Annotated in this window: 32 protein-coding genes and 1 pseudogene; 28 read left to right on the forward strand and 5 right to left on the reverse strand. The window is 32.3% G+C overall.

The window, feature by feature from the left end; all coding sequences use genetic code 11:
• Positions 1-232: 232 nt before the first annotated feature.
• From NYE63_RS04185 to NYE63_RS04210, 6 genes and pseudogenes are all read left to right on the forward strand, one after another.
• Positions 233-706 carry a GNAT family N-acetyltransferase gene (locus NYE63_RS04185; protein WP_342604182.1) on the forward strand — a complete coding sequence of 158 codons (474 nt, stop codon included), beginning with the start codon at positions 233-235 and terminating at the stop codon, positions 704-706.
• 1050 nt (positions 707-1756) lie between these two features.
• Positions 1757-2035 (forward strand): hypothetical protein, encoded by a 279-nt coding sequence (locus tag NYE63_RS04190; RefSeq protein ID WP_342604183.1) that lies wholly within the window; start codon positions 1757-1759, stop codon positions 2033-2035.
• A 487-nt stretch (positions 2036-2522) separates the two neighbouring features.
• Entirely contained in the window at positions 2523-2741 is a 219-nt protein-coding gene (locus NYE63_RS04195; protein ID WP_342604184.1) for a hypothetical protein, read from the forward strand.
• Positions 2742-3014: 273 nt separating this feature from the next.
• The gene (locus NYE63_RS04200; protein ID WP_342604185.1) at positions 3015-5009 is read left to right on the forward strand and encodes a hypothetical protein; all 1995 of its coding nucleotides are present in this window, start codon (positions 3015-3017) and stop codon (positions 5007-5009) included.
• A gap of 1 nt (position 5010) precedes the next feature.
• Positions 5011-5646, forward strand: a complete 636-nt coding sequence (locus NYE63_RS04205) for a putative bacteriocin export ABC transporter (RefSeq protein WP_056520936.1) — start codon at positions 5011-5013, stop codon at positions 5644-5646.
• Between the two features lie 180 nt (positions 5647-5826).
• Positions 5827-5940: pseudogene (locus NYE63_RS04210) on the forward strand (Fe3+ hydroxamate ABC transporter substrate-binding protein); the annotation flags it as partial.
• A 485-nt stretch (positions 5941-6425) separates the two neighbouring features.
• On the opposite strand, the gene NYE63_RS04215 reads toward NYE63_RS04210, so the two are convergent.
• Together NYE63_RS04215 and NYE63_RS04220 are read right to left on the reverse strand one after the other, a co-directional pair.
• Positions 6426-6761, reverse strand: a complete 336-nt coding sequence (locus NYE63_RS04215; protein ID WP_342604186.1) for a hypothetical protein — start codon at positions 6759-6761, stop codon at positions 6426-6428.
• Positions 6762-6877: 116 nt separating this feature from the next.
• Positions 6878-7006 carry a hypothetical protein gene (locus NYE63_RS04220; protein ID WP_255264169.1) on the reverse strand — a complete coding sequence of 43 codons (129 nt, stop codon included), beginning with the start codon at positions 7004-7006 and terminating at the stop codon, positions 6878-6880.
• Between the two features lie 273 nt (positions 7007-7279).
• On the opposite strand from NYE63_RS04220, the gene NYE63_RS04225 reads away from it, so the two are divergent.
• From NYE63_RS04225 to NYE63_RS04330, 22 genes are all read left to right on the forward strand, one after another.
• On the forward strand, positions 7280-7699 hold the full coding sequence (locus NYE63_RS04225) for a UPF0715 family protein (protein ID WP_342604187.1): 420 nt from the start codon (positions 7280-7282) through the stop codon (positions 7697-7699).
• A gap of 119 nt (positions 7700-7818) precedes the next feature.
• Complete coding sequence (locus tag NYE63_RS04230; RefSeq protein WP_342604188.1) at positions 7819-8052, forward strand: DUF4083 domain-containing protein; 234 nt, start codon at positions 7819-7821, stop codon at positions 8050-8052.
• Between the two features lie 151 nt (positions 8053-8203).
• Positions 8204-8719, forward strand: a complete 516-nt coding sequence (locus NYE63_RS04235; protein WP_342604189.1) for a hypothetical protein — start codon at positions 8204-8206, stop codon at positions 8717-8719.
• A gap of 157 nt (positions 8720-8876) precedes the next feature.
• Complete coding sequence (locus NYE63_RS04240; protein WP_342604190.1) at positions 8877-9383, forward strand: DUF4367 domain-containing protein; 507 nt, start codon at positions 8877-8879, stop codon at positions 9381-9383.
• A gap of 147 nt (positions 9384-9530) precedes the next feature.
• Entirely contained in the window at positions 9531-10034 is a 504-nt protein-coding gene (locus NYE63_RS04245) for a VanZ family protein (protein ID WP_342604191.1), read from the forward strand.
• A 147-nt stretch (positions 10035-10181) separates the two neighbouring features.
• Positions 10182-10544: a DUF4181 domain-containing protein gene (locus NYE63_RS04250; protein ID WP_235566100.1), complete on the forward strand. Its 363-nt coding sequence runs from the start codon at positions 10182-10184 to the stop codon at positions 10542-10544.
• A gap of 191 nt (positions 10545-10735) precedes the next feature.
• The gene (locus tag NYE63_RS04255; protein ID WP_342604192.1) at positions 10736-10930 is read left to right on the forward strand and encodes a DUF6366 family protein; all 195 of its coding nucleotides are present in this window, start codon (positions 10736-10738) and stop codon (positions 10928-10930) included.
• Positions 10931-11080: 150 nt separating this feature from the next.
• Positions 11081-11335, forward strand: a complete 255-nt coding sequence (locus NYE63_RS04260) for a hypothetical protein (RefSeq protein WP_342604193.1) — start codon at positions 11081-11083, stop codon at positions 11333-11335.
• Between the two features lie 220 nt (positions 11336-11555).
• The gene (locus NYE63_RS04265) at positions 11556-11906 is read left to right on the forward strand and encodes a PadR family transcriptional regulator (RefSeq protein WP_202317114.1); all 351 of its coding nucleotides are present in this window, start codon (positions 11556-11558) and stop codon (positions 11904-11906) included.
• Positions 11893-12714 (forward strand): permease prefix domain 1-containing protein, encoded by an 822-nt coding sequence (locus NYE63_RS04270; RefSeq protein WP_342604194.1) that lies wholly within the window; start codon positions 11893-11895, stop codon positions 12712-12714. Before NYE63_RS04265 ends, NYE63_RS04270 begins: the two co-directional genes overlap by 14 nt.
• On the forward strand, positions 12701-13543 hold the full coding sequence (locus NYE63_RS04275) for a permease prefix domain 1-containing protein (RefSeq protein WP_342604195.1): 843 nt from the start codon (positions 12701-12703) through the stop codon (positions 13541-13543). Before NYE63_RS04270 ends, NYE63_RS04275 begins: the two co-directional genes overlap by 14 nt.
• Positions 13544-13680: 137 nt before the next feature.
• Positions 13681-13947 carry a CPCC family cysteine-rich protein gene (locus tag NYE63_RS04280; protein ID WP_342604196.1) on the forward strand — a complete coding sequence of 89 codons (267 nt, stop codon included), beginning with the start codon at positions 13681-13683 and terminating at the stop codon, positions 13945-13947.
• 200 nt (positions 13948-14147) lie between these two features.
• Positions 14148-14648: a transcriptional regulator gene (locus NYE63_RS04285; protein ID WP_340889556.1), complete on the forward strand. Its 501-nt coding sequence runs from the start codon at positions 14148-14150 to the stop codon at positions 14646-14648.
• Positions 14638-15018 carry a hypothetical protein gene (locus NYE63_RS04290; protein WP_342604197.1) on the forward strand — a complete coding sequence of 127 codons (381 nt, stop codon included), beginning with the start codon at positions 14638-14640 and terminating at the stop codon, positions 15016-15018. The genes NYE63_RS04285 and NYE63_RS04290 overlap by 11 nt, the downstream gene beginning before the upstream one ends.
• Positions 15019-15648: 630 nt before the next feature.
• Positions 15649-15837, forward strand: a complete 189-nt coding sequence (locus NYE63_RS04295; RefSeq protein WP_342604198.1) for a hypothetical protein — start codon at positions 15649-15651, stop codon at positions 15835-15837.
• 362 nt (positions 15838-16199) lie between these two features.
• A complete protein-coding gene (locus NYE63_RS04300) occupies positions 16200-17345 on the forward strand; it encodes a D-alanyl-D-alanine carboxypeptidase family protein (RefSeq protein WP_342604199.1) in 1146 nt (381 codons plus the stop codon).
• A 372-nt stretch (positions 17346-17717) separates the two neighbouring features.
• Positions 17718-18113, forward strand: a complete 396-nt coding sequence (locus tag NYE63_RS04305; RefSeq protein WP_342604200.1) for a hypothetical protein — start codon at positions 17718-17720, stop codon at positions 18111-18113.
• Positions 18114-18591: 478 nt separating this feature from the next.
• The gene (locus NYE63_RS04310; RefSeq protein WP_328167720.1) at positions 18592-18915 is read left to right on the forward strand and encodes a hypothetical protein; all 324 of its coding nucleotides are present in this window, start codon (positions 18592-18594) and stop codon (positions 18913-18915) included.
• Between the two features lie 20 nt (positions 18916-18935).
• Entirely contained in the window at positions 18936-19130 is a 195-nt protein-coding gene (locus NYE63_RS04315) for a hypothetical protein (protein WP_328167721.1), read from the forward strand.
• Positions 19131-19167: 37 nt separating this feature from the next.
• On the forward strand, positions 19168-19413 hold the full coding sequence (locus NYE63_RS04320; protein ID WP_342604201.1) for a DNA-binding protein: 246 nt from the start codon (positions 19168-19170) through the stop codon (positions 19411-19413).
• Positions 19414-19502: 89 nt separating this feature from the next.
• On the forward strand, positions 19503-19709 hold the full coding sequence (locus tag NYE63_RS04325) for a hypothetical protein (RefSeq protein WP_328167724.1): 207 nt from the start codon (positions 19503-19505) through the stop codon (positions 19707-19709).
• Between the two features lie 39 nt (positions 19710-19748).
• Positions 19749-20060, forward strand: coding sequence for a hypothetical protein (locus NYE63_RS04330; RefSeq protein WP_328167725.1), 312 nt, complete (start codon positions 19749-19751; stop codon positions 20058-20060).
• A gap of 852 nt (positions 20061-20912) precedes the next feature.
• Here the strand turns inward: NYE63_RS04330 and NYE63_RS04335 are convergent.
• The 3 genes from NYE63_RS04335 to NYE63_RS04345 form a co-directional block, all read right to left on the reverse strand.
• Positions 20913-21794, reverse strand: coding sequence for a hypothetical protein (locus NYE63_RS04335; RefSeq protein WP_342604202.1), 882 nt, complete (start codon positions 21792-21794; stop codon positions 20913-20915).
• A gap of 173 nt (positions 21795-21967) precedes the next feature.
• Positions 21968-22258 (reverse strand): hypothetical protein, encoded by a 291-nt coding sequence (locus NYE63_RS04340; protein ID WP_148357349.1) that lies wholly within the window; start codon positions 22256-22258, stop codon positions 21968-21970.
• A 425-nt stretch (positions 22259-22683) separates the two neighbouring features.
• Positions 22684-22887 carry a hypothetical protein gene (locus NYE63_RS04345; protein ID WP_214795694.1) on the reverse strand — a complete coding sequence of 68 codons (204 nt, stop codon included), beginning with the start codon at positions 22885-22887 and terminating at the stop codon, positions 22684-22686.
• Positions 22888-23282: the final 395 nt, after the last annotated feature.

The following is a 23282-nucleotide window of genomic DNA, read 5'->3' on the forward strand; positions in this document are numbered from 1 at the left end:
TAATTATCTAACGGGTGCTTTACTTCATAAGGGAATTGGTTTTAACCATCCAGATTGCTATTTTAAGTGGTTGGAACTTGCTGTTTTTGGTGGAGTAAAAAAAAAACGTATTTTTTTACAAAGGTACAATTACAATCAAGGGATTTTTTCTTCAATAACCAGTGCATTACTTTAGGATCGGGAACTGTCAATGCGACAGCTTTATTTTGTTCCACTAATGGGGGAAAGTCATATGCAAATTATTAGCGTTAAAGAACATCCAGAGTATAAAGAAAAAGCAATTAAATATTTTCAGAGTAAATGGGCGAACGAAAACAGTATGAAGGTATATGAGGACTGTATTACACACAGCATAACAACGGACAGTCCGTTTCCTATTTGGTATTTAATGGAGGATTCGGGTAAGATTATTGGCTGTGCAGGTCTTATTAGCAATGATTTTATTAGTCGTATGGATTTATGGCCTTGGATATGTGCACTTTATATTGAAAATAGCTATCGTGGTAGATCTTTAGGTAAAGAGCTACTTTTACGTGCTAAAGCTGATGCCGAAAAAGCAGGATTCAATAAAGTTTTCCTTTGTACTGACCACATTGGATACTATGAAAAATATGGATTCACTTATATAGGTGATGGATACCATCCTTGGGGAAGTAGTTCAAGAATTTATGAGAGCAATAATCAAAATAATCATTTTTCAGCTTAGCGATTTTTTATTCAAGAATCGCTTTTCTTATGGCACTAACGGGGCAGGATAGTTCTAGAAGCGTAGCTTATTCGGACCTTGATTATTGACTACTTTTGTAATAACACCTAAAATTCCAGGATTAATTCTAACTTCTCTTTTCGCAATATTAGTTTTGTTTTTACTAAGAAAACTAGTGCAAACTATTAGACGGTAAAACCGTCTTTTTTATGTCACAGTATGTGTCAACTCTACAATAAGGGAGGTTGCTAAGGCAGCCTTTTTCTTATGGCACTAACGGGGCAGGTTAGTTGGATTGCCTGCCAAAGAATAGGAGTGGTTTGAATTTATGGCAATAACAAAGAAAAAAAGATTCTTCATTATTTGTATAGTGGGTATCATACTCAAGTATCTTGCAAGCTCTGGTCTGCAATACTTCAGGGGACAAACAATAAATTGGTTAGGGAATTTAGCATACGCATTCTATTTCATAGCATTTCTTTTACTTTTACTTTGGTTGTTTGGAGATTTTGGTAAGAAAAAAGCCGATCATTAATTCAGTGATTGGCTCAGGCTGTTGAGAAACCCTCGACAGCCTTTAATGAACTAACGGGTGCTTTACTCTAACAAGGAGTAAAGCACTTTTCTTATTTAAGTAATGACCTGGTTAGCTGAAAGGAGGGATTAATTCCCAATATTTCTGGTGGATTAAATCGATTATTATATAGTATAAATGCATCCTATAATAAAGGCGGTTCAGCTAACTTGAAAAAATGGGAAAATGTAGCTAGAGGCATTTCGTTTATGTTTATAATCATTTCTCTTAATCATCTTGGAAAAATTGGAACATCGTTCTGGCTTTCTACCTTGTATAGTATAATATTATTTTTCGGAGTTTCTTTTATTTTGTCTAAAACCCACTTTCTCCAGAAGCCAGTAACAAATAAAATTGGCTGGTTAACTTTAATTGCATCATTCATCTTCATAGAAGTTTTGTTTTACATATTTTAAAGAACTAATTCAATTGAAGGGTGCATTATTGGAACAAGGGTAATAAGAAAGGGTAATACTATGACTATAATTGGTTTAATAATATATCCCATTATTGCAGGGGTTATAGGTGGTTTTAGCAACAAGAAATTTTTACTTGAAAATTTTATAAAAATGTTTTTATTTGTTTTTGTAGTAGACCTAATCTTTATATCTTTGAATGTAATTTTAAATAAATACGTTGGTAATGAAACTTTAGAAAATTATGGGGTATGGATTTTTGGTGGATTTTTATTACTATATTCGATCTATGTTTCAATAAAAGGTTTTAAAAATAAGAACAAAAACTCTAATCATTAGTTACAAGATTGTGAAAAAATATACTTAAGCTAACGGGTGCGTTAGCTGAAGATTGGAGCTGTCTTTAAGGCAGCTTTTTCTTTATGCAACTAACGGGGCAGGTTAGTTCCTTAAGAAAATAGTAATATTCTTATTACAGAGGCTCTTTTAACGTAGGTTGTTGATCTATAACTTACTAAAAATTGAATATATACAAATATATGTTAAAGTGTTCTAGGGGAGAGGGATCTTATTAGGTTGATATTTAGTTTTTTTTCTTTTGTATGTTTATTTGTATTTTTGTTGATGTTCGGAATTATGATGAGTGATGTTTCTTTAGGTTCTTTTGGTCGGTTCTTTCTAATCATAATGGGATTATTACCTCTGTTGGGGATGATGTTGGCATTATTAGGGAGGAAGCTTAACCTAGCAAAGAAGACTACAATAAGTTAGCTAACGGGTGCATTAGCTACGAAATTCGGAGAAAAAGTCTAAAGGAGTTGAAATAATGAAGGTTCTTTTAAGGTGTTTAACGTTAATTACCATTTTAACAATAGTTTGTGGTTGTCAAAAAAACTATACTGGAGATTATGTACAATGGGGAGATACTGTTGATACTGTTGATACTAAAAAATTAAAGGAAAATGATATCCCATACAAAATAAAGGATAATAAAGTTTATATTCCCGAAGATGCCTCAAAAAAGGCAACATTTTGCTGTACATAATACAATAATTTTTTTCCTTAAGAAACTAATGTTAGAGGTGATTTAGTCGTGTTGTGGGATAAACCCAAATGTACTATTTGTAATAAAGTGATTAAGGAAGATGACGTTGCAAATGCAATGAACAACGATTTGCCCCAACTTTTCAATTCCCTATTTGAATTTAATTTCATTAGTTAACCCAACTCCTTAATTTTTCTCCTAATAAAACATTCTCCATGAGTCAAGTAATTAAGCTAATGATATATATATTATAAGAAGATGGAAGGAATATATATGAAAAAAATATATATAATTTATTTGACTGGTTTAATGATTATATTCTCCTATATCTACACTAACTCTATTTATGAAATCTATGGGCTTAATAATATAGGAGATTCCTCATTAAATGAATATAAAGTAGATTATGAAACAGGTCAAGATTTATTAAAAGTCTATAAAGGACTTATTGAAGAGAACGTAGATTTTCAGATAGTAAAAAATCCAATGTCAGAAGATGGAAAAACCTATTATGATATTTACCATACAGATATAAACTCAGTAAAACAATATGTTGGGATTTCCAATAATGTTTATCGGTATTTTAAAATGACAGAAGATGAGTTTATAGATAGTTCTGGATATTTTAGTGCAAATTTATCCGATAACCAAATGGTAGAACTTTCACTAAGGACTGCAGTAGACATTAAACCAGTAAGTAAGAATAGGTTGTCTTACAATCAAATTATTAATAACAATCTATTACAATTTTTAGTATTAGGTATCACTACCTTTACAATTTTATACACATATACAATATTTAGATTTAAAACAAATGCAGTGAAAAAGTTAAGTGGTTTTTCTCCTACTAAAATAGTTATAACGAATATAAAGGAAACTTTACAAATTCAAGGAATCCTTATAACAATCTTGGTTGTGGGACATTCAGTATTTTATTTAATAACTGATAAATTTTCTTGGACTTATACAATTTTCTTATTTTTATTTTTATCAGTCGTTAGTATGATAATCATTTTGTTATTATTACTATTACAACATTTTGTAAGGAAAACCAATATCGTTGCAGCATTAAAGAATAAAATTTTTTCTAACAGGCTATATATGATTATTAATTTGATTAAGATTATATTAATTCTTTCTGTAACCATTCTAATGAATCTTGTTATTAATTATTACAAAGAGCTAGATGAAGTCTATAAAAAATATGATGACTATAAAATGTTAAATTCCTTGTATTCTTCGCATGGTAGAAATTCAGATGAATATGATAAATTACTCAACAATCCCCAAAGGTTAGAAGAAGTTGCAGACAATGTAAAGAAGATGTACGTCAAAAATATAGATCAAGCGTATGTTATGTTTGATCCAGTTCGTGATAATTTGGATCCAAATTTCCTAGCAAGTCGTGGAATATCGCGAGAAGAAGTAATGAATACTTATGAAAGAAACAATTTAATTTTAAATAAAAATTATATAGAAAACTATACTGACATTAAAATGGATTGGGATTTTAATGAGGATACCCCTACAATTCTTGTTCCTGAAAAATATAGAGATAGTGAAGAGGATATAAAAAAATATTTTATAGAAAGGTATAATACCACATTAAACTATAATACAAGATATGATATTAAAGGTAAGGAAGTTAGTATTGATGATTTACAAATTATTTATATTAACAATGGATATAAATATAAAATATTAAGTTCAATTCCCTATGAAGATGAGGTAGATATCGAACTTACTGATTCTATTATCATGCTTGATAATGGAAGTTTTGGAAGTGGTTTTTATTTCGATATGCTAGGATCTTCCCAGCTGGCTTTTAAGTTAAATGATAGGGAAGAATTTAAAAGTATGTTGATTCAGTATGATTTAGATAATCTATATATGGCACATAACTTGTTGACCCCGTTTGAATCTATTTTCAGTAGTTATGAATTTCTATTTGACCAAGCAAAGCTTTTTGTATTCTTATTTATCATTTTATTAATTTTTATCATTTATATATCAAATTATATAGATATGATTGTAAATGGTAGAAGTTATGCTGCAAGATATATGCAAGGGTATCATTTACTAAAGAATTTAAGGGCTAATTTAGTAATGATTATTTTTATGATCGGTGTTTCGAGTGTTTGGTATATTTTAAATGTAAATATTTTCATTTATTTGTTGTTTATCTTATATGATTTGGCATCTATGCTTTATTTGTATAATAAGCTAATAGTTAAAGACGTATATAAAGTAATGAATGGTGGGAATTAACTTGGAGATAGTAAGATTAGAAAACATATGTCAGGAGTTTAATGGAAATACGGTAATTGAAAACATTAACTTTTCTATAAATGATGGTGAAATGGTAGCAATCATGGGTAAGAGTGGTAAGGGCAAAACTACACTATTAAATATAATGGGATTAATCTCAAAACCATCTGAGGGAGATTTATATTTATTTAATAAAAAGAATGTTGATATCCACTCGAAAGAGGCAATGTTATTAAGACGTAATAAGATTGGTTATTTATTTCAAAATTATGGTTTGGTAGAAGATGAGACAGTAAAATGGAATTTAAATATTGCATTAGAGTACAAAAAGTTGTCTAAAAATGAAAGAGTACAAAAAATTAAAGAAGCACTAAAAATGCTCCATTTAGAGAAACTTATGGATAAACATGTATATAAGCTAAGTGGAGGGGAACAACAGAGAATAGCAATGCTAAAACTATATTTACAAGAAAGCCAACTCATACTAGCAGATGAGCCTACAGGCTCCTTAGATATAGAAAATCGGGATGTCATTATTCAAATGTTAAAGGATTTTAATAACGAGGGTAACACAATTGTTATTGTTACCCATGATAATCATATTGCTCAAACTTGTAGTAGAGTCATTAATATATAAAGAGGGGCACCAACAAAACGCGGAAAACATTTTCTGCGTTTTGTTGGTGGTATCCCTAAAATCATTGTACCATATTGGAAATATGTTCCTGTTTTGAGGCTGTTAATTCCTTTCCTGAGAATTACAGCCTTTTTTATTTAAACAGAGTATAAGACTGCCAGTTAGATTAATAAGCAACAGATCTAAATAAAAATGCGTTATCCAAAGCGAAAAGGTTTTACTGAAATAAAAGCATATTTAAGAAACGAAGGTAAATTCATTTGCGAAGATTGCTTTAATAACAAATCTAACTAAATCTATGGAACTAACGGGTGCGTTAGTTGATTAAGACAAATAAAAAGAGAGCTACCCGAAGGTAGCCCATAGATATTACTTTGTTATATACAGTAGTGAACCAACCAGTAATAGCAGATGCTGTAACACCTGCATCATCAGCATCGACACGAGCTCTCAATTTACCGTCATTGATACGTTTTACGAATGTACCTTTAACACCTTGTGTGTTGGGAGATTACGGAAATAAAATTACGATTTTCTAATAGGAGGTGTTGTGAAATTTTTCTTAATGTGATTTGCTGAAGAAACAAAGGCACAAAAAAGGAAGAGGAACTACAAATGTCCCTCTTCCTTTTTTTACATTATTTTTTTGAAATTTTTCGTAATAAATATAAAGCGTATATGATAGCTGGTATAGCTCCAATCATTAAAATCATGTTTATTAAACCAAAAATAAAATAAGAAGACGATACATTCATTTTAATTCAACCCCATTAAAAATTTTAATCTCTATATGTGTATCTTTGATAAACACGAGCAACTTTACTAGTTTTATTTAAAGAAGTAAGTTGGAGATAACTAGTAAGAACTATATAGCCATTAGAAAGGTTAACATTCAATTTATAAGTTCCTACAGCATTTATATCATAACCTACTTTTTCAGCTTTTGAATCAGAAACTTCACATGAAGCATCTACATCTGACCAAAAAGTACCTTTTGTTCCTGCTACATTACTATATCTCATTTTCAACCCATAATCACCAACAGAATAATGATTACCCAATTTCTTATTAATTACATTAATTAAGTTGATTGTCAGACAATGTATATTCATCATTGAACAAAATCCTGTAAATGAAAGAAAAACCCGTGAAATGTTCCATAGAAGCAGGCGGAAATTAAAAAAAAGCAAAAATAAAAGCCTAACCAAGATTTTTAGTCTCGATTAGGCTTTTATTTTTTTGCTTTTATTTGATTCATTTCTGCCAGAATTTCTTTAGCACGCTGCTCAGCACGTTCATAATTTCTTTCCTCAACTTCGATGAGCTTTCCATCAATTATAAAATTGTAATGGTATTTCATGAACAATTCCTCCTTCTTAGTTGTTCCATAATATAACATATATTTATATGTTTTTTCCTTTGAAAATGTAAAGATTAGATTTTTAAAGTTCACGGTCAAACCGCGTTTTGGGTCCTGTAGTGTGAACGACACTTCACACGAAACTAACGGGTGCGTTAGCTGAAGATAGGAGCTGTCTTTAAGGCAGCTTATGGAACTATCGGGGCAGAATAGTTGAAGAAATGATGTTGTTATGGAATAAATTAACGTGACATTTGGGGAGGTTGAGCAAAATTGGAGATTTGGAAATTAAGTGAAAAAGTATCGAAAATTAGCGATGTAATACCTTATTATTTTTTTAGTCTATTCTTGTCTTGTATCTCTTTTTCTGTTTTTATAATTGTATTTAGTGGAGAACCCTCTTGGTTGCAGTTAATGCCTGTTATTATTTATTCTTTTTATGTTGTTATACCTTATTTACTTTTTGCAGTACCATTGCAAATTATATTTAATAAACGCCCGAGAAAATTTAATGTGTTTTATCTTTTAATTTACACGGTACTTTCTTTTGTAGCAGTATTTTTATTTAATGTAATGTTATTTAGAGTTGAACCTACATATTTAGTTAAAACCCAAATATATTACGGTTTTAGTTTTGCAGCAGCTACTATTTATTGGTTTTGGGATTCTGTCTTCTTACAAAAGAAAAACTGAAATATCCTAGTTCTTCAGCTAACGGGTGCGTTAGCTGAAGATCAGAGCTGCCTTAAAGACAGCTCTTTCTTTATGGAACTATCGGGGCAGGTTAGTTCATTAAGGGTAGTGTTAAAGAATTGCGCATTAAAAAATATGGTACACTAACACCAGTACTTGTAAAGGTAGGAATTAATTTGAATAGTGGCGATATGTTATATCAACTAGTTTTCCTTATTTTTATATTTGGAATATTTTCTGGTGTATTTTTTCTTGTTCGTTCTTTAGTTACTAAACAACCAAGCAAGTCAGAAAATATCGAACAAAAGCTTGATAGAATTATTGATTTACTTGAAAAGGATAAGAAAAATTAATCTTTTTCTCTAACGGGTGCGTTAGCTGAAGATTGGAGCTGTCTTAAAGACAGCTTTTTCTTATGCAACTAACGGGGCAGGTTAGTTAATTAAGGGTAATTCATAATATGTATAGAATATTTAGAGTGTAGGTTCATTTGAAGGAAATGAGGTGGCTATCATAAAGAAAATTCTTAGTTTATTGTTTTTGTTTGTATTGTTTATTGGTGTAGTTGCTTGTAACAAGGATGTGGCCAAGGAAGACGAGGCGAAAGAGGCTGACATAGAAAAATTCGTTAAAGATTACAGTACGGAACGGTATAACGTTAAAGACCCCTCTAATCCTCCGTCTTCAGATGAAATTGCAAACAAGGTTAAAGAATATTTATCAAAAGATGAATATGATGCTCAAATAGCTAACCGTTATTATTCAATACCATCAATGGTAGCCAAGGAAGTTAATAAAAGTATTGAGGTACAAAACCTTAACCTTGAAGAACAAAGTAAAAATGATGATAGTACAATTGATTATAAATACACTATAAAATTTAAGCTTTATGACGAGGAGTCATCTAAAGTTTATGATAAAGAAGGAGAGCTAACTATCTCTACTAAAGATAATGAGTTAAAAATCACTCGTGATTGGAGTAGAGGGGTGAAAATTGACGGTTTAGATGGTGGACTTTAATAAAGAGCTTATAGAACTAACGGGTGCTTTAGCTGAATATCGGAGCTGTCTTTAAGGCAGCTTTTTCTTATGGAACTATCGGGGCAGGTTAGTTTAATAAGAAACATCAAATTGGAAAAACTACCTATGTAAAAACCAAACAGGAAGAGGTAGTAAATTGAAATTACTTTTTATACGTTTATTAGTTGTATTTATTCTATTTCAAAACATTCCACTAATAGTTCAAGCTAAAGAAATCAAATATAATCACGATAGTATAACTATTTCTGAAATCAAGAGGAAAGTTGATTTTAAAGTAGTTGTTCCTCAAAATATCCCTAATGATTGGACGTTAGAAATAAAAACATACCCTTGGGATGAAAAAGATAAAATCACTAATTTTAGCTTGCACTATATGGATAGCGACGATAAATATATGCTAATTCATATTGGGCAAAGTAAGGAATCTTCTAATAAAGAAATGAACATAAATGCAGAGCAAGTAGATATAAACGGTAATAAAGGCTTTTTTGTAGAATGGGGTAATAGTGGTGAGTTAGATAAAAAGGGAGAACTTGTTACTGGTGGTTTACTTCGTTGGATACAAGAAGGAACTTATGTAGAAATGGAGAGCTCACGGGTATCAAGGAATAAAATGTTGGAAGTTGCAAGATCAATGAAATAATTTATAGAACTAACGGGTGCGTTAGCTGTAGATCGGAGCTGTAAGGTAGCTCTTTTCTTATGGAACTAAAGGGGCAGTTTAGTTAAAAAATGGTATAATATTTAAATGTCTCATAGAAAATACAAAAATTAATAACGGGAGAGGAATATGAAAAGATTTATAAAGATTGTTTTAAGCATCAGTTTTATTTTTTATTTATTTGCATTGTTAGTTCTATTATTCTTGGGTACAAGAGGTAATGTATGGGCAGATTTGACTTTGTTGGAATATATAAAGAGTTCTTCGAATTTCGTTCCATTTAAAACGATAAGTACATACACAAATGCAATTTTTAACGGAAGCATGAATATGGATATACCTATAAAAAACCTAGTTGGTAATTTGATTATGTTTTTGCCAATGGGTATCTATCTGCCTTACTTTATAAAAAAAATAAACAAAGTAAGTATATTTTCAATTGCTATGATTATATTGTTATTCGTTATTGAAGTCATACAAATAGTTATAAGAAGAGGAAGTTTTGATATTGACGATTTCATCCTTAATATGTTGGGTGCTTTGATAGGGTTCGGACTTTCGAAAATGAAGTTTGTTCAGAAGTTACTGAAATACAATAGGGGAGATTCTTCATTTGCCGATAAGAGTTTGTGAAGGATTGTACTTAAACAAACGGGTGCGTTAGTTCATTAACAAGGGTTGCTGCGGGCAGCCTTTTTCTTATGGCACTAACGGGGCAGGTTACTTCAACGGTAAATGGAAATTTAATAGTATAATAAAGATAAAAACGGGGGATTTGTTGTGGGATTTTTGTTGTTTATTATGCTTATAATTTTAATACTCTTCTTAGAAAAAATAATAAATAAATTAGTTGGTGTTGAAAAGAAAAAGATTTCGGAAACTTCTGGCAAGAATGTTGACCGATGGGGAAGAGGCATTATCTTAGTTATCTTTTTATGTACTCTACCGTTTGTTATTACAAAGGATACCAATGTTATAAAGTGGTATTGGATACTCTATTTTGTTCTAATATTAGGATTTCAATCTATTCTGGAGTGGAAGTACCTTAAGAACTCAAAACAATATGTTACTACACTTATTCTTCTAATGTTAGGCATAATATTTTTTTATAATATTGAGTATTTGCTGGAGTTAGGTTTCTGAACAAATCAGAAAAAATAAGATATTGTGAAATATTGTACTTAAACTAACGGGTGCGTTAGCTGAAGATCGGAGCTGCCTTTAAGGCAGCTTTTTATTATGGAACTATCGGGGCAGGATAGTTCAACAAGGATAATGGTTATTTGTGGTAAAATCTAAAAGGAATGATTGTTTAATTTACAGGGGGTGTTCAAATGAGTGAAGATAAAGAAACTCCTGAAAGAAGAAGAGAAAAATTAAGACAAGAAGAATTAAAAAGAAATCCTTCTAGCAGTGTTCACGGTGGAGGTCTTGCTGATTTAGTTGGTAGCTTAGGTTGGAAAGGTACGGGAATTCTTATTCTTGTAATCATAATTGGCTTTATTTTTGTATCACTCTTCTTAAAGTAACGGATGCTTTAATTCAATAACAGGGGGTGCTGTGGAAGCCTTTTTTATGGCATTTAAAGAAAACGGAGTATTATTACTTTTATAAATAACCAAAAAAAACGTTAATAGGAATGTTGATTAAAATTTGAAAAATTAAGGTGGCAAGACAATTTGAAAAAATGGGAAAATGTAGCGTTTGGTAGTTCAATTTTTATTGTACTAACTTTCCTTCCTCTGTATCTTGATATATTTGGTATTTCTTTTTGGCTTAAATCAGTATGTATAATTGCTGTACTTTTTGGTGTACTTTTTATTGTATCTAAAATCAAATTCCTTCAGAAACAGGTAACAAAAAAAGTAGGATGGTTGACTTTAATTGCCTTATTTATAATCATAACTGTTTTGTCTGAATTTATTTTAAAATAGACTATTTTTATAGTAACGTTGCTTTATTCAAGTTGAAGTAGAGCCTTTTCTTGTTGAACTAACAGATACTTTACTACAATAAGAGAGTTGCTTTGGCAGCTCTTTTTCTTATGGAACTATCGGGGCAGAATAGTTCATTAAGAACTACCCGTTTTTTTTTTGATGAATACCTTGCATTATATAGTAATATAAAATATATTTATACCAAGAGGTGGATAATTTGGAAATTAATAAGGAAGTCTTAAAAGGGCATATAGACACTCTCATCCTTTCTCTTTTACATAGGAGGGATATGTACGGCTATGAATTAGCCAAAATCGTTCGAGAAAAAAGTGATAACCAATTTGAATTAAAAGAAGGTACACTTTATCTGTCTTTAAAGCGATTAGAGAAGAACGAATGGATTGAATCTTATTGGGGCGATGAACAAGGTCCAGGAGGAAGAAGAAAATATTATAAAATTACTTCAATAGGTATAAACGGATATAAAGAAAAGCGTTTGGAGTGGCAATTTGTGAAAAGAATTATGGATTCGTTTTTACAAGGGGGAGACAAGAATGAAAAAAATTGAATCATTTGTAGATACAGTATATCTAAACGTTGCTGGAAGTCGAAAAGAAATAAAAGAATTAAAAACAGAAATGAAAAGTCACTTGTTAGAAGCTGTACACGAGTTGATGTTAGAAGGTAAGTCAGAACAAGAAGCTATTGAAATCGCTATTGAGCGTTTTGGTGGAGAAATAGAAATGCAATCCATTATTTCAGGGCTATTTCGTGTTCACAAAACATTTGCCAAAAAGATATTTTACACTGCTTTTGCCTTTCTATTAATTGGTATAGTTTCATTTGGAATTATTTATTTTAATGAAGTGAAAAAAGAAAGATTAAGAGAGGATTTAGTTATGTCCACTATCCTTAATCGTTTAGGGGACAATAAAGAGATAAGCAAGAGTGATAAACGGTATATGGCAAAGCTTGTAGAAAAAAGCCCTGCCATATATGAAATTACGCTTATGGACCACGAGAAAATATTTTCTGCTTCTTCTAATGAAGAATTTCAAAAAATCAGACCAGAATTTGAAGTAAGGAAAGATGTATTGACAACTAATCACAATGTTATTGTACAAACAGGGTACAGTCTTGGAAACAAAATTTGGGATGTCAATCTAACTTATATCAGTTATAGACCACTTGCAGATAATATTTTATTTTTAGGTGTTTTAATCTATTGGGTGTTGTTTACTATTTGGGCGATTATTAATGCTAATCACCAGAGGAGATTGAACATTGGTTGGATTATTATATTTGCTTTATTAAATGTTGTAGGGTATCTGTTTTTCCGTTTTATTGGAAAGGGGATAAAAAATGAAACAAATTGAAGAATACGTTCATTCGGTTTACCGAAACGTTGATGGAGATAAAGAAGAAATCCAGGAATTAAAAGAGGAAATGCAATCGCATTTATTAGAGGCTGCCTATGAGTTAAAAGAAAAGGGAGTATCAGAAGAAGAAGCGAGCAGAATGGCTATTGAAAACTTCGGAGATAAAAAACACATGATTAAAGGATTATCAGAATTTTTTAGTGTACAAAAGAGATTTGCTCGTTATATCTTATTATTTTCATTGGTTTCACTTGTGCTAGGAGCTATCATTTTTGTAAATACCTCCTTAGAAATATATAATTTCAAGGAAGAAAGAAGCATCATCATGAGCGATGTGTTAACTATTGTAGGTGATGATGATGTGATTTCTGACTCCAAAAAAGAGGATATTCAAACTCTTTTCGACGAACATAAGGATCATTTGAATTATCTTGCAATATTTAACACAGAAGAGAACGCTCAATTAAAAGATTGGTTGAAAGAATTTAATATAACACAAAAACCTTCTACCACTTACCCCATTGAATATCAGTATGCAACATTTATGATAGAAGATCCGTATGAAATTTTTAATAAAGAAGGAATTGTTAGCGATGATTATGATTTAGGAACAGTGGCGAGTACAAAGGATAATTGGATTGTTCAATATGAATATAAGGATACCTACCAGAATGTTATTGAAGCAAATAATTCATGGGCATTAGGAGATTACATGGCTATTTTTCAGCTGCCGATTTTGTTCTTTGTAGTGTTTGGGGTTCTAATTATTGTTTGGGGATTCTTAAAAAAATATCATAAAACATATTTAAAAGGACTTATAAACTGAATTTCTTAATGAACTAACGGGTGCTTTACTTCAATAACAGGGGTTGCTGCGGCAGCCTTTTTCTTATGGAACTAACGGGGCAGTTTAGTAGAACAAGAAAGCATGGTAAAATTCATAAAAAGTATCGAGGTGATTGTATGAAATATACTTGTCCTTGCTGTGGATATAAAACATTAGATGAAGAACCAACCGATACATATGCAATTTGCAAAATATGCTTTTGGGAAGATGACGGTGTTCAATTTCGAGACCCTGATTACGAAGGCGGGGCTAATGAAGTTTCATTAAGCCAAGCACAAAAAAACTTCTTTAAGTTTGGGGCATGCGAAGAAGGCTGTATTGAGTTTGTAAGAAAGCCAAATGAGAAAGATATAAAAGACCCTAATTGGAAACCGTTTATTTAGAGAAAGTTTTTAAGCTAACGGGTCTTTACTTCAATAAGGGAGGTTGCTGCGGCAGCTTTTTCTTATGGAACTAACGGGGCAGGTTAGTTCAACAAGATTTAATTGAGAAACATTCCTATTTCAAACATATTTAAGGTATTTTTTGTTGAAAAATAATACTTTTAGTGTAAAATTACACTAAAAAGGAGTATTTAGTATATATGGAAAAAGAAGAATTCATCAATTTAATATCAGAAAAAATGAAACTTGTCCGAACAGAACAAAGTTTTTCTCAAGATAAGATGTCTGAAATTCTAGGGATTTCAAAAAAAACACTAGTTCAAATTGAAAAAAGAAGAACAGAAGCCAATTGGACCACCGTTGTTGCATTTTGTGCTTTGTTTAATCATAGCCAATTGTTGATATCATCAATTGGTGACAATCCAGTTGATTTTGTTCAGTTAATTGCTAGCAAAAATGGTGGTACGCCTAAAGAAAAAACAATGGGTGGTAAGGTATGGTGGAAAGAAATCGAGTATAGAGGGGATTTTCGTTTGCAACAAAATTTGATTAGTAACCATTACCGTATATTGGATCAATATGATTATCGTTGGCATAGTTCTTTTAATAAAGAAGAGAGTTTAAGTCGTTTAAATGAATTACAGGCGGTGGGGACTATCGAGATAGACAAAGGTATAGGGATGGGGATATATGAAGAATAAGATTTTAGTTACAGTATTGATAATCAGTATAGGGATTAATTTGTTTTTATTTGGAAGATGGTATTTTTTGGAACAAGCGTATGAACCGTCCGAAAGTGAACAGGCTATTTTAAGTGAAATGGTGCTGAAAACAGTTGAGAGTGAAGATTATAAAAAGATAGCAGAAAAAGAGAATATCATTGCTATTGATAGAAGTATGGATAAAAATAAAGGGGGAATGTTCCCCTACTATTTTGAGGTAAGTGTTCGTACTGATAAGCAGACCTATATTTTCACTTGTAATAATGACCAATGCTCAAAAATGGAAAATGAAACGTGGACTTACTCTATATATAAAGACGAAAGTCCACGACTTCCATTTAAAAAATAGAGAAAAGCCAAAAAATAACTGAAATAAAAGAAAGCCTACTTCCTTAAATAGCAAGGATCGTAGGCTTTCTTTATTCTTATTGGTGTTTAATTTACAATAAAGTCGTACCGATTTGAAAAAAGTTTAACCGTTATTCTTATGGAACTATAGGGGCAGGATAGTTCTATAAGGTGGGAATATTTTCATATATGAAATAGAATTTTTTTCGCTTATGCTGAAAATAAAAAAGAAGGTTAAGATGTATGAATATCACTGATTTACTTGTTTTGTCTGTGTTTTAGGCTTAATTAATGGTTTTATGGACAAGAAATTTAAAAAGAAAAGTTTTTTCAACACGTTTTTAATATTTTTCATATCAGGCCTAATCTTCATCATTACAGGAGATCTATTTTTGAATGATTTATTAGATAAATATCTTCCTAATGAAGAATATGGGATATTGCTATTTGGAGGTTTGTTATTGTTATATCCTATTTATACAACTATTAAAGGATTAAAAAAAAAGGCCACTAATTCACTTCGATAATTATCTATAGGGTGCGAATCTTTCATATTGAAAAAACGGGGCAGATTTGTGAAAGAATGATAGTAAACAGTTTTTTACAGAAAATTGTTATAAGAGGTGATTTAATGGATACTTCAAGTTATATATTTTTAGCAATTTATTGGGTTGGAATTATTATATGGTCGCTTAAAAATAAGGAAAAGGCTAAGAAGGAATTACTTCAAATAAAGAAAAATTGGAAGACAGGAGTATCAATATTGCTAATTGTTTTATTTCCATTTTTAGTTTTGGCTTCAATGATATTTGTATTGTAGTTTGTTTTCATTGATCAGTTAACGTGGCAGGTTAGCAAGATTGTGAAGGTTTGTACTTAAACTAACGGGTGCTTTAGTTCAATAAGGGAGGTTGCTGAAGCAACCTTTTTGTTAAGCAACTAAAGGGGCAGTTTAGTTAAACAAGGTAAATGTTAAAACACACTGATAGTTTGTCTAATACATATAGATAATGAAGTTGAATTTTTTAATGAGGAGGACATTTTTCAATGCATTTATAGATTATATTTACTCTGGTATTTTTAGATTAATTGCAGGAATAGAAAACTACATTGTTAAAAAAAGAGAATATATATTTTGACATTTATTTTTTAAAAATATACCTTAAAGCTGAGGTGTTCTAAATGACAAAACTAAATAAAGTAACGTTAAACAAAAGATTGCTAGCTACCGGTTTTGCTTTCATTATTTTATGTGCAGGTTTAATCGGTTTTAACCATGCAAATATTAAGGTGTTAGAACCAAGTGTAGCCAATGCAGCAACTGTAACCTATACAGCAACTGCTAACCTGAATGTCCGTACAGGTCCTTCTACTGCTAATAAAATTATAGCAAGAGTTAAACAGGGCACAAAGCTAACGGTTACTGGAAAAAATGCGAATGGATGGCTAAAGGTAAGCTTAAATGGTCAAACAGGTTATGTTAGTGGTCAATATGTAAAAATATCAAACTCTTCATCTAGTACAGCAACTGTAACCTATACAGCAACTGCTAACCTGAATGTCCGTACAGGTCCTTCTACTGCTAATAAAATTATAACAACAGTTAAACAGGGCACAAAGCTAACGGTTACTGGAAAAAATGTGAATGGATGGCTAAAGGTAAGCTTAAACGGTCAAACAGGTTATGTTAGTAGCAAATATGTAAAAATATCAAACTCTTCATCTGACGCCGTTCAGGTTGTTGCAAAGCCTGAAAGTATTCCAGTGCTAGTCAATAAAAAAAATAAGCTACCAGAAAACTATGTACCAAAAGACTTAGTGTATACATCGATACCGTTTACTTTTAAAGAAAAGACAGAAAAGAGAAAAATGCGAAGTGAAGCAGCTGCGGCCATTAGCAAATTATTTACGGAATCCAAGAAGCAGGGAGTAAGTCTTCTCGGTGTATCTGCTTACAGATCACATGCTACACAAGTTGCTCTATTTGATTCTTATGTAAAAAGGGATGGTTATGCCAAAGCAATCACATACAGTGCATTACCTGGAACAAGTGAGCATGAAACAGGCCTTGCTATTGATGTGACAGGAGGCAATGGTAAATGCGCGGCACAGGATTGCTTTGGAGGTACTAAAGAAGCAAAATGGCTACAGGCACATGCAGATGATTATGGATTTATTATCCGATACCCTAAAGGAAAAGAATCAGTCACTGGGTATAAATATGAACCATGGCATCTTCGATATGTAGGTAAATCAATAGCTCAAACTATTATGAGCCAAGGAATTACTCTTGAAGAATATTATTATACTAGAGCCGTTCAAAAATAAAGAAATGCTCCTATAGATATATTGGTTCTGGTGCAAAAACATTAATAAACTATACGCAGTGAATAGCCTCAGGAAAAACTTGATGAGGCTATTTATATTTAGGTATACTACCTAGATCTATGATTTATGTAAAAGAGATAGACAAATAATGTGCTTTTCTTAATGAACTAACGGGTGCTTTAGTTCAACAAGACAACGGTGAAGGAATCCTAATAAATGGTGTATTATGTTAGCATTAGAATGTTAAATGGCTATAGAGTTTGGCATTGAAATAAAGTTCGATAATTTATAAAAAAGAACCTAACAAATAAAATATTTAAATAGATTTACATTTTCAATCACCTTGATATAAAAATATCGAGGTGATTTTTTATGTTGCCAACAAAAGAGCAACTAATACAACATTTAACTGACAAAATGACGAACAAAGACATTATAATTTATGAGACAACTTTTCAAAAAATCATCCAATTAATAAAGAAAAATGATCTCAATCCAATTGAATTAAGAAAGGTAAATAAATTTATTGTATATGAACATTGGTACAATGGAAAAGTTGTTTATGTTGGAAGTGGTGTTTGGTATAGATGCAGAAGATATAAAAATAGAAGAAACTCGGAACATGTGCATCTAATGGAATATGGAAAACTTGAATATCGTATAGTGGGTGAATACGAAAAAGTAGAGGATGCAAGGAAGCACGAAGCTAGGCTCATTCAAAAATATAAACAATTAGGACAAGCAAAATTTAATAAGAAAATGCATTGATTCTTGACGATTATAAGAAGTAAAGGCATAATTATCAGTAATCGTGTTACTAAAAAAATGAGTTTTTTCAACAACCGTTGATATTACTGATTATATAGCTTTTATGGAATATAATGGGACTCAAAATCGTGTTCCTCTGGAGTGCCGGTTCGACCCCGGCCACCGGTATCATGAAACAGCCAAGAGTGCTGTTGTATCAAGGTCTTACACTTAATTGTGTAAGGCCTTTTTTCATTTTTCTCACACTACAGATTTGACACTAATAATGTGCGGAGGTCATGTGCGGTGAGTAAACGAAGAACATTGCTTACAGAAGATGAACTAAAAATCGTCACTACGATAAATCCGATAAGCCAAACTTTTAGACCATTCCGAAAGGAATGGTCTTTTTTAGATTGACAGCATAATTATGGTACTTCATACTTCTATAGTAATAGATATAACGGAATATTTAGTTAATTCGAAGGAGGATGAAACTATGAAACCAGAAATATTATCAACAGCAATCGAAACATTAGGAGACTTGTTTTTCCGTAAGAATACAAACACTGATTTCCTAGCCATGAGGACAATGGAGTATTATATCAGCGATTTGGATTTGCTTGGAGATACAACTGCTGTAGCTGTAGAAATTGATAAACAGCGAGCGTGGGCGCTCATTCCAAAGGTTAGGTTTTTTGATAATAGAAAAGCTGATGAAATCGAAGTTGCTTTAAGTGGATTGAGATTTACCGATGCTGAAATTATTGCGAGTGACATAGTATTTGAAGAATGGAAAAAATCACAAAATCACTGCCAATAATTTCAAAAGGAGGCATTGTCATGTGGGGAAAGTACCTATGGAAACTCCGACTCATATTGTTTATGCCATATTTGATATTTGGTACATGGGCATTTTCAGCGAGTAAAGATGATGATTTTCCACTTTACTACTGGATATCATTGGCGGTCTACGTGCTGATTTGTTCAATTATCCTTCATAAAATGGAAAAGAAAGAAAAAAAGGAAAAGGAATGAATGAACAGCGATGTCGCAATGCAAAGGAGGTGATACAATGACTGATTATTACATTATGGAAAAGTTCGACCCGAAGAAATTCGTGATGGATGAAGTTTTGACTTCCACGGAATGTATAGAGCTGCTCGGCATAACTCGTGCCAGGCTCAGCTCGTTAATCAAGACCAAAAAAATAACTCCTATCAAAAAAGCTGGCATTCAATTGTATTTGAAACAGGATATGCTGAAGAAAAAGGCAGAACTTGAAGCGCTTCGAATGAAGTACCGACCTTACGAATATTAGCCATTTCATACCGATGTGAACACCATAAGAAATGAGTGTGAGCAAGCTTTCACACGTACTTCACACATTGATGGAAAGTAGGAAATGCCATGGACAAACTTAAGAGTTTACAAGAAATCTACGATGCCAACCGACCAGAAAATAATGAGCTGTTCCGAGCGATTCAAGCTCATTTGCAATTGAAGTATCCAGACAAAAGAATGACCGCCACGAGAACTTTACAATATATTGTGGCGGATAATCTTGCTTCTGGAGAACTGCTTAATGTTGAAAGCAAGCTTTTATACAGTTCTTGAAGAACCAATTACTTAACATAACAAGGAGGTATGCCACCAATGAAAAAATACATAAACATAACTCAAGCGTTGGGCTTAATCGTGTTGATTATGGCAATGCCCTTCTTCTACACAGCCATATTCTTTGGCAGTTTTTTCTTGGACCCAACGCCACACATAAATCCTCAGCCTGGCCATGAAGATCACAACGCAACAAAAATTTGGGATGGTATGTCAAAAGATGAATACCACAAAATTAAATACGTAGAGGAACAAAAAAATAAATATGAAAATGAAGAGCCTGCATTCAACCCAGATGAATCATCAAGTTTCAACCTATTTGAAGTTGAAAATAAAAACGATGAATATTGAAGGACTCGCTTATTATACGGAGTCCTTTTTTAAAGCCGGTAAAATCATTCTAATTGTTGAAGTAAGATAAAAAGGGAGAGTGTAGGTTATGTCTGAATTTTATAAAATAGCAATTCCAATGATTACATTTTTAATAGGTTTTCTTTAAAGTGTATTTAATAATGGAAAACAAAGAAAATTAGGTAATCGAGAGTTTCCTCATATATTAGAAGCGTATTATCCCATTGATTTGAGCAACGTGAATATTCCAGATAATACTAAACTTTATATGAATGGCGATTACGCCAAGTTGGCTATACAAAAGGAAAAGGGATAAATACAGATGCTGAAATAATTTATATTAGAGTTACCAATTTGGGTCCAGGCCATATGGTTATTTGCAACTTTGATATCATAACAACCATAAACAGATTCCTACTATAACAGAAGAAATGAATAAGATAGAAATAATTACAAAGAAAATTTCGGTAAGGTATATGACACATTCACAAGAAATTATGCAATATAATCAAATTCTAAATCGAGTAAATGGTGATTCTACGTCGATTAGCGATTCACTATTTGTTCAAAAACGGTACGGATGCTCAGAAATATATCGTTATGATGGCAAGAACAGCATGTTTTATTTATTAGATGGTAAAAAGAAAGAAAACAAAAAAAATGAGAAAAGTGAAAAGAAAGACATCCTTCGAGATGTTTTTTATTTGTTCACTAAACCGCACTGCTTGATGTGCTACGGGTAGTAAATGAAAATTGCGGGTAATTCTATAAAAACGAATAGAAACGCACTGAGATACAACTTTTAGTTCAATAATGGAAACAAAAAAGACGCCCTGCTGTGGGACGCCCGATTCATTCACGTGCAAGTTTGACGGTTTTACTCAGTTCCGCAATATTATCTTCACCTTCCGAATATAGCTTCCAAATTACTTCTATATCGTCCGTTTCTTTTGCATCTAAAAAGAAGTTGATTGTTTCGTTCGCCCAATCTTCGAGCGGTTTATTTTTATCTAATTCGGCATAATGCCTTATTTCGAACAAAGCGTCAACTTTGTGCGATTCAATATCGACATAAAGGTTTGCAATAAAAGTTTGGTTCGGAATTTTCTTTCCGTTTTTATCTTCGACATACATTTCGTCGGGTTCAACTTCAAAGTCGCCTTCAAATGAATATTCATTTCCAAAATATTCGGCAATAATTCCCATAATCATTCCTTCACGTTGGTCGGGCGTTACTTCGGGCGGCCTTCCTTCAAATTCTTCGTCCCTTTCATAAGCAGCCGTGACATAATAACCCGTTTTTTTATCGAAGCCGTATCCGTTTTCATATATAACAGCCGATTCCCTTGGGTCGCTATCGTCGTCCATTAAAAAACCTTGATATGCTTTGTCTGTTTTCGGAAGGCGTCCTTCTTTCGGAAGTTCCCATTCCGCCCACCGCTTCCCAATTTCATCATAAGGTGAAGGAAGTTCCGCAATATTATCTTCTTTCGTAATCTCAACGTTTTTTTCTTTTTCAACATTACTCGCTTGAGCTGTCGTTGCTTCCTTTTTCACCGTGGTTTCATTTGTGCTACACCCCGCCAAAAGCAAAGCCGAAGTGACGGTTAATGTACCGATTAAATATGTAAATTTTATGTTGTTTCCCCCTCTGTTACATTCATCCATTTTATCACTAAAACGCTGTAAATGGGGAGCCCATGCGAATACTATGGAAGATACGAAACGATACATGAAGTTTATTGGCCACAGATATTGGGGAGAGTGATAATACATATTCGCTATTAAATAATGTATATTAACAGCAATATTTTAGTGCACGTTTGTCCTTACGATGAAAATAAAAACGAATGGGTCAAAGAGTATTAACTCTACCATTCGTTCCGTAAACAGATTGGCTAATGATTTCAGATTTCAATATTCATAGCACTTAGCTCTGCTTCCGTATAGCCAGAAGAGGATAGTGCGATTTCAATTTCTTCAGCAGCCTTATAATCAAATAATTTAAATTTAGACATTAAAGCGAAAGCATTTTGATTTTCAATTGCCAAGGCAACAGCTTCCACGTCTTGCAGTAACTTCAGGTCTTCAATGTAGAATTGAGCGGTTCTCATCGCTAAATACTCATTCATTGTAGTCGAACTGTAGAAAAGTCTTGTTAAAGTGGCGATTGCGTTAGGAACGAAAATCTTATTCATAATTACCCCTCCACTATTCTTAATATTCTGTCATTTATGCTACTACTAGTATGAGTCACTCTAAAAATGTTGTCAATCTTTATCTTTTGAGCATTTTTACTCACCAGTTGAAAGTAAATCTGTACTCAAATTGAGTAAATAGAAAACAGGAGACTTTTCCAAAGACAAAAATGATTGCACCGAAGCGTACGAAGTAAGCGAAAGACTGAATGTCGCTGAGTTTACGAAACGAACCAAATACATGTGACATGTTGATTCAAGCCCGATTGCTAGGTCTCAGGCCCGATCATAACTAGTTGGATAGAAGAGATACATATTATTTACTTCATTCAACAAATGGGCCGATTTTTTTAGAAACTCTTTCATTGATGAGATCCTTTCTGTGTACGAAAATTTCAAAGGGCTTATGAAACAACAGATTCTTATTAACTGTAAAGAAGGCGGGCTTCCACATTACGCAGCTCTCCAGATGAAACACTATCAGCCACAATTATTTGCAATGTTCTCGTGGCTGTCATTCGTTTGTCTGGATGCTTCAATTGTAGATGCTGTTGTATCGCTCGGAAAAGTTCATTATTTTCTGGACGGTTGGCGTTATAGATTTCTTGTAAACTTTTCGATTTTCCCATGGCTTTTCCTACTTTCCATCAAGTGTGAAATACATATGAAGCTTATGTGACGATAATATTCGTATGGTCTATATTTCCGTCTGAGCGCGTCTAATTCCTTCTTTTTTCAATTAAATCTTCTTTAAAGAACAGTGAAGTTGCTTCTGATTTTTTACTGCTTTGCCGTTGCCGTATATGTTGTTGTTTTTCGTTGTCTTTAACACGACGAAAATAATTCAGAGCCTGTGCATTTAGATTAGACAGAAGGGAAGTATGGTAAGACCTTACAATGGGTGAATTAATATCAGTAAATAATAGACGAAGAAGCATTTTAAAATACCTGGAAAGTAGTTCCTCTAACCTTACTTCTATTTATTATCCGCTTCCTGGTTTTGTAAATAATATCGTTGAAATAT

This window comes from Peribacillus sp. FSL E2-0159 (genome assembly GCF_038643155.1).
Taxonomy (GTDB): Bacteria; Bacillota; Bacilli; order Bacillales; family DSM-1321; genus Peribacillus; species Peribacillus simplex.

Excerpts from the sequence above, each read along its gene's own strand:
- NYE63_RS04185 (WP_342604182.1), top strand. The coding sequence starts at position 233 with ATGCAAATTATTAGCGTTAAAGAACATCCAGAGTATAAAGAAAAAGCA.
- NYE63_RS04190 (WP_342604183.1), top strand. The coding sequence starts at position 1,757 with ATGACTATAATTGGTTTAATAATATATCCCATTATTGCAGGGGTTATA.
- NYE63_RS04195 (WP_342604184.1), top strand. The coding sequence starts at position 2,523 with ATGAAGGTTCTTTTAAGGTGTTTAACGTTAATTACCATTTTAACAATA.
- NYE63_RS04200 (WP_342604185.1), top strand. The coding sequence starts at position 3,015 with ATGAAAAAAATATATATAATTTATTTGACTGGTTTAATGATTATATTC.
- NYE63_RS04215 (WP_342604186.1), bottom strand. The coding sequence starts at position 6,761 with ATGATGAATATACATTGTCTGACAATCAACTTAATTAATGTAATTAAT.
- NYE63_RS04220 (WP_255264169.1), bottom strand. The coding sequence starts at position 7,006 with ATGAAATACCATTACAATTTTATAATTGATGGAAAGCTCATCGAAGTT.
- NYE63_RS04245 (WP_342604191.1), top strand. The coding sequence starts at position 9,531 with ATGAAAAGATTTATAAAGATTGTTTTAAGCATCAGTTTTATTTTTTAT.
- NYE63_RS04255 (WP_342604192.1), top strand. The coding sequence starts at position 10,736 with ATGAGTGAAGATAAAGAAACTCCTGAAAGAAGAAGAGAAAAATTAAGA.
- NYE63_RS04270 (WP_342604194.1), top strand. The coding sequence starts at position 11,893 with ATGAAAAAAATTGAATCATTTGTAGATACAGTATATCTAAACGTTGCT.
- NYE63_RS04275 (WP_342604195.1), top strand. The coding sequence starts at position 12,701 with ATGAAACAAATTGAAGAATACGTTCATTCGGTTTACCGAAACGTTGAT.
- NYE63_RS04280 (WP_342604196.1), top strand. The coding sequence starts at position 13,681 with ATGAAATATACTTGTCCTTGCTGTGGATATAAAACATTAGATGAAGAA.
- NYE63_RS04285 (WP_340889556.1), top strand. The coding sequence starts at position 14,148 with ATGGAAAAAGAAGAATTCATCAATTTAATATCAGAAAAAATGAAACTT.
- NYE63_RS04290 (WP_342604197.1), top strand. The coding sequence starts at position 14,638 with ATGAAGAATAAGATTTTAGTTACAGTATTGATAATCAGTATAGGGATT.
- NYE63_RS04295 (WP_342604198.1), top strand. The coding sequence starts at position 15,649 with ATGGATACTTCAAGTTATATATTTTTAGCAATTTATTGGGTTGGAATT.
- NYE63_RS04300 (WP_342604199.1), top strand. The coding sequence starts at position 16,200 with ATGACAAAACTAAATAAAGTAACGTTAAACAAAAGATTGCTAGCTACC.
- NYE63_RS04305 (WP_342604200.1), top strand. The coding sequence starts at position 17,718 with ATGTTGCCAACAAAAGAGCAACTAATACAACATTTAACTGACAAAATG.
- NYE63_RS04310 (WP_328167720.1), top strand. The coding sequence starts at position 18,592 with ATGAAACCAGAAATATTATCAACAGCAATCGAAACATTAGGAGACTTG.
- NYE63_RS04315 (WP_328167721.1), top strand. The coding sequence starts at position 18,936 with ATGTGGGGAAAGTACCTATGGAAACTCCGACTCATATTGTTTATGCCA.
- NYE63_RS04320 (WP_342604201.1), top strand. The coding sequence starts at position 19,168 with ATGACTGATTATTACATTATGGAAAAGTTCGACCCGAAGAAATTCGTG.
- NYE63_RS04325 (WP_328167724.1), top strand. The coding sequence starts at position 19,503 with ATGGACAAACTTAAGAGTTTACAAGAAATCTACGATGCCAACCGACCA.
- NYE63_RS04330 (WP_328167725.1), top strand. The coding sequence starts at position 19,749 with ATGAAAAAATACATAAACATAACTCAAGCGTTGGGCTTAATCGTGTTG.
- NYE63_RS04335 (WP_342604202.1), bottom strand. The coding sequence starts at position 21,794 with ATGTATCGTTTCGTATCTTCCATAGTATTCGCATGGGCTCCCCATTTA.
- NYE63_RS04340 (WP_148357349.1), bottom strand. The coding sequence starts at position 22,258 with ATGAATAAGATTTTCGTTCCTAACGCAATCGCCACTTTAACAAGACTT.
- NYE63_RS04345 (WP_214795694.1), bottom strand. The coding sequence starts at position 22,887 with ATGGGAAAATCGAAAAGTTTACAAGAAATCTATAACGCCAACCGTCCA.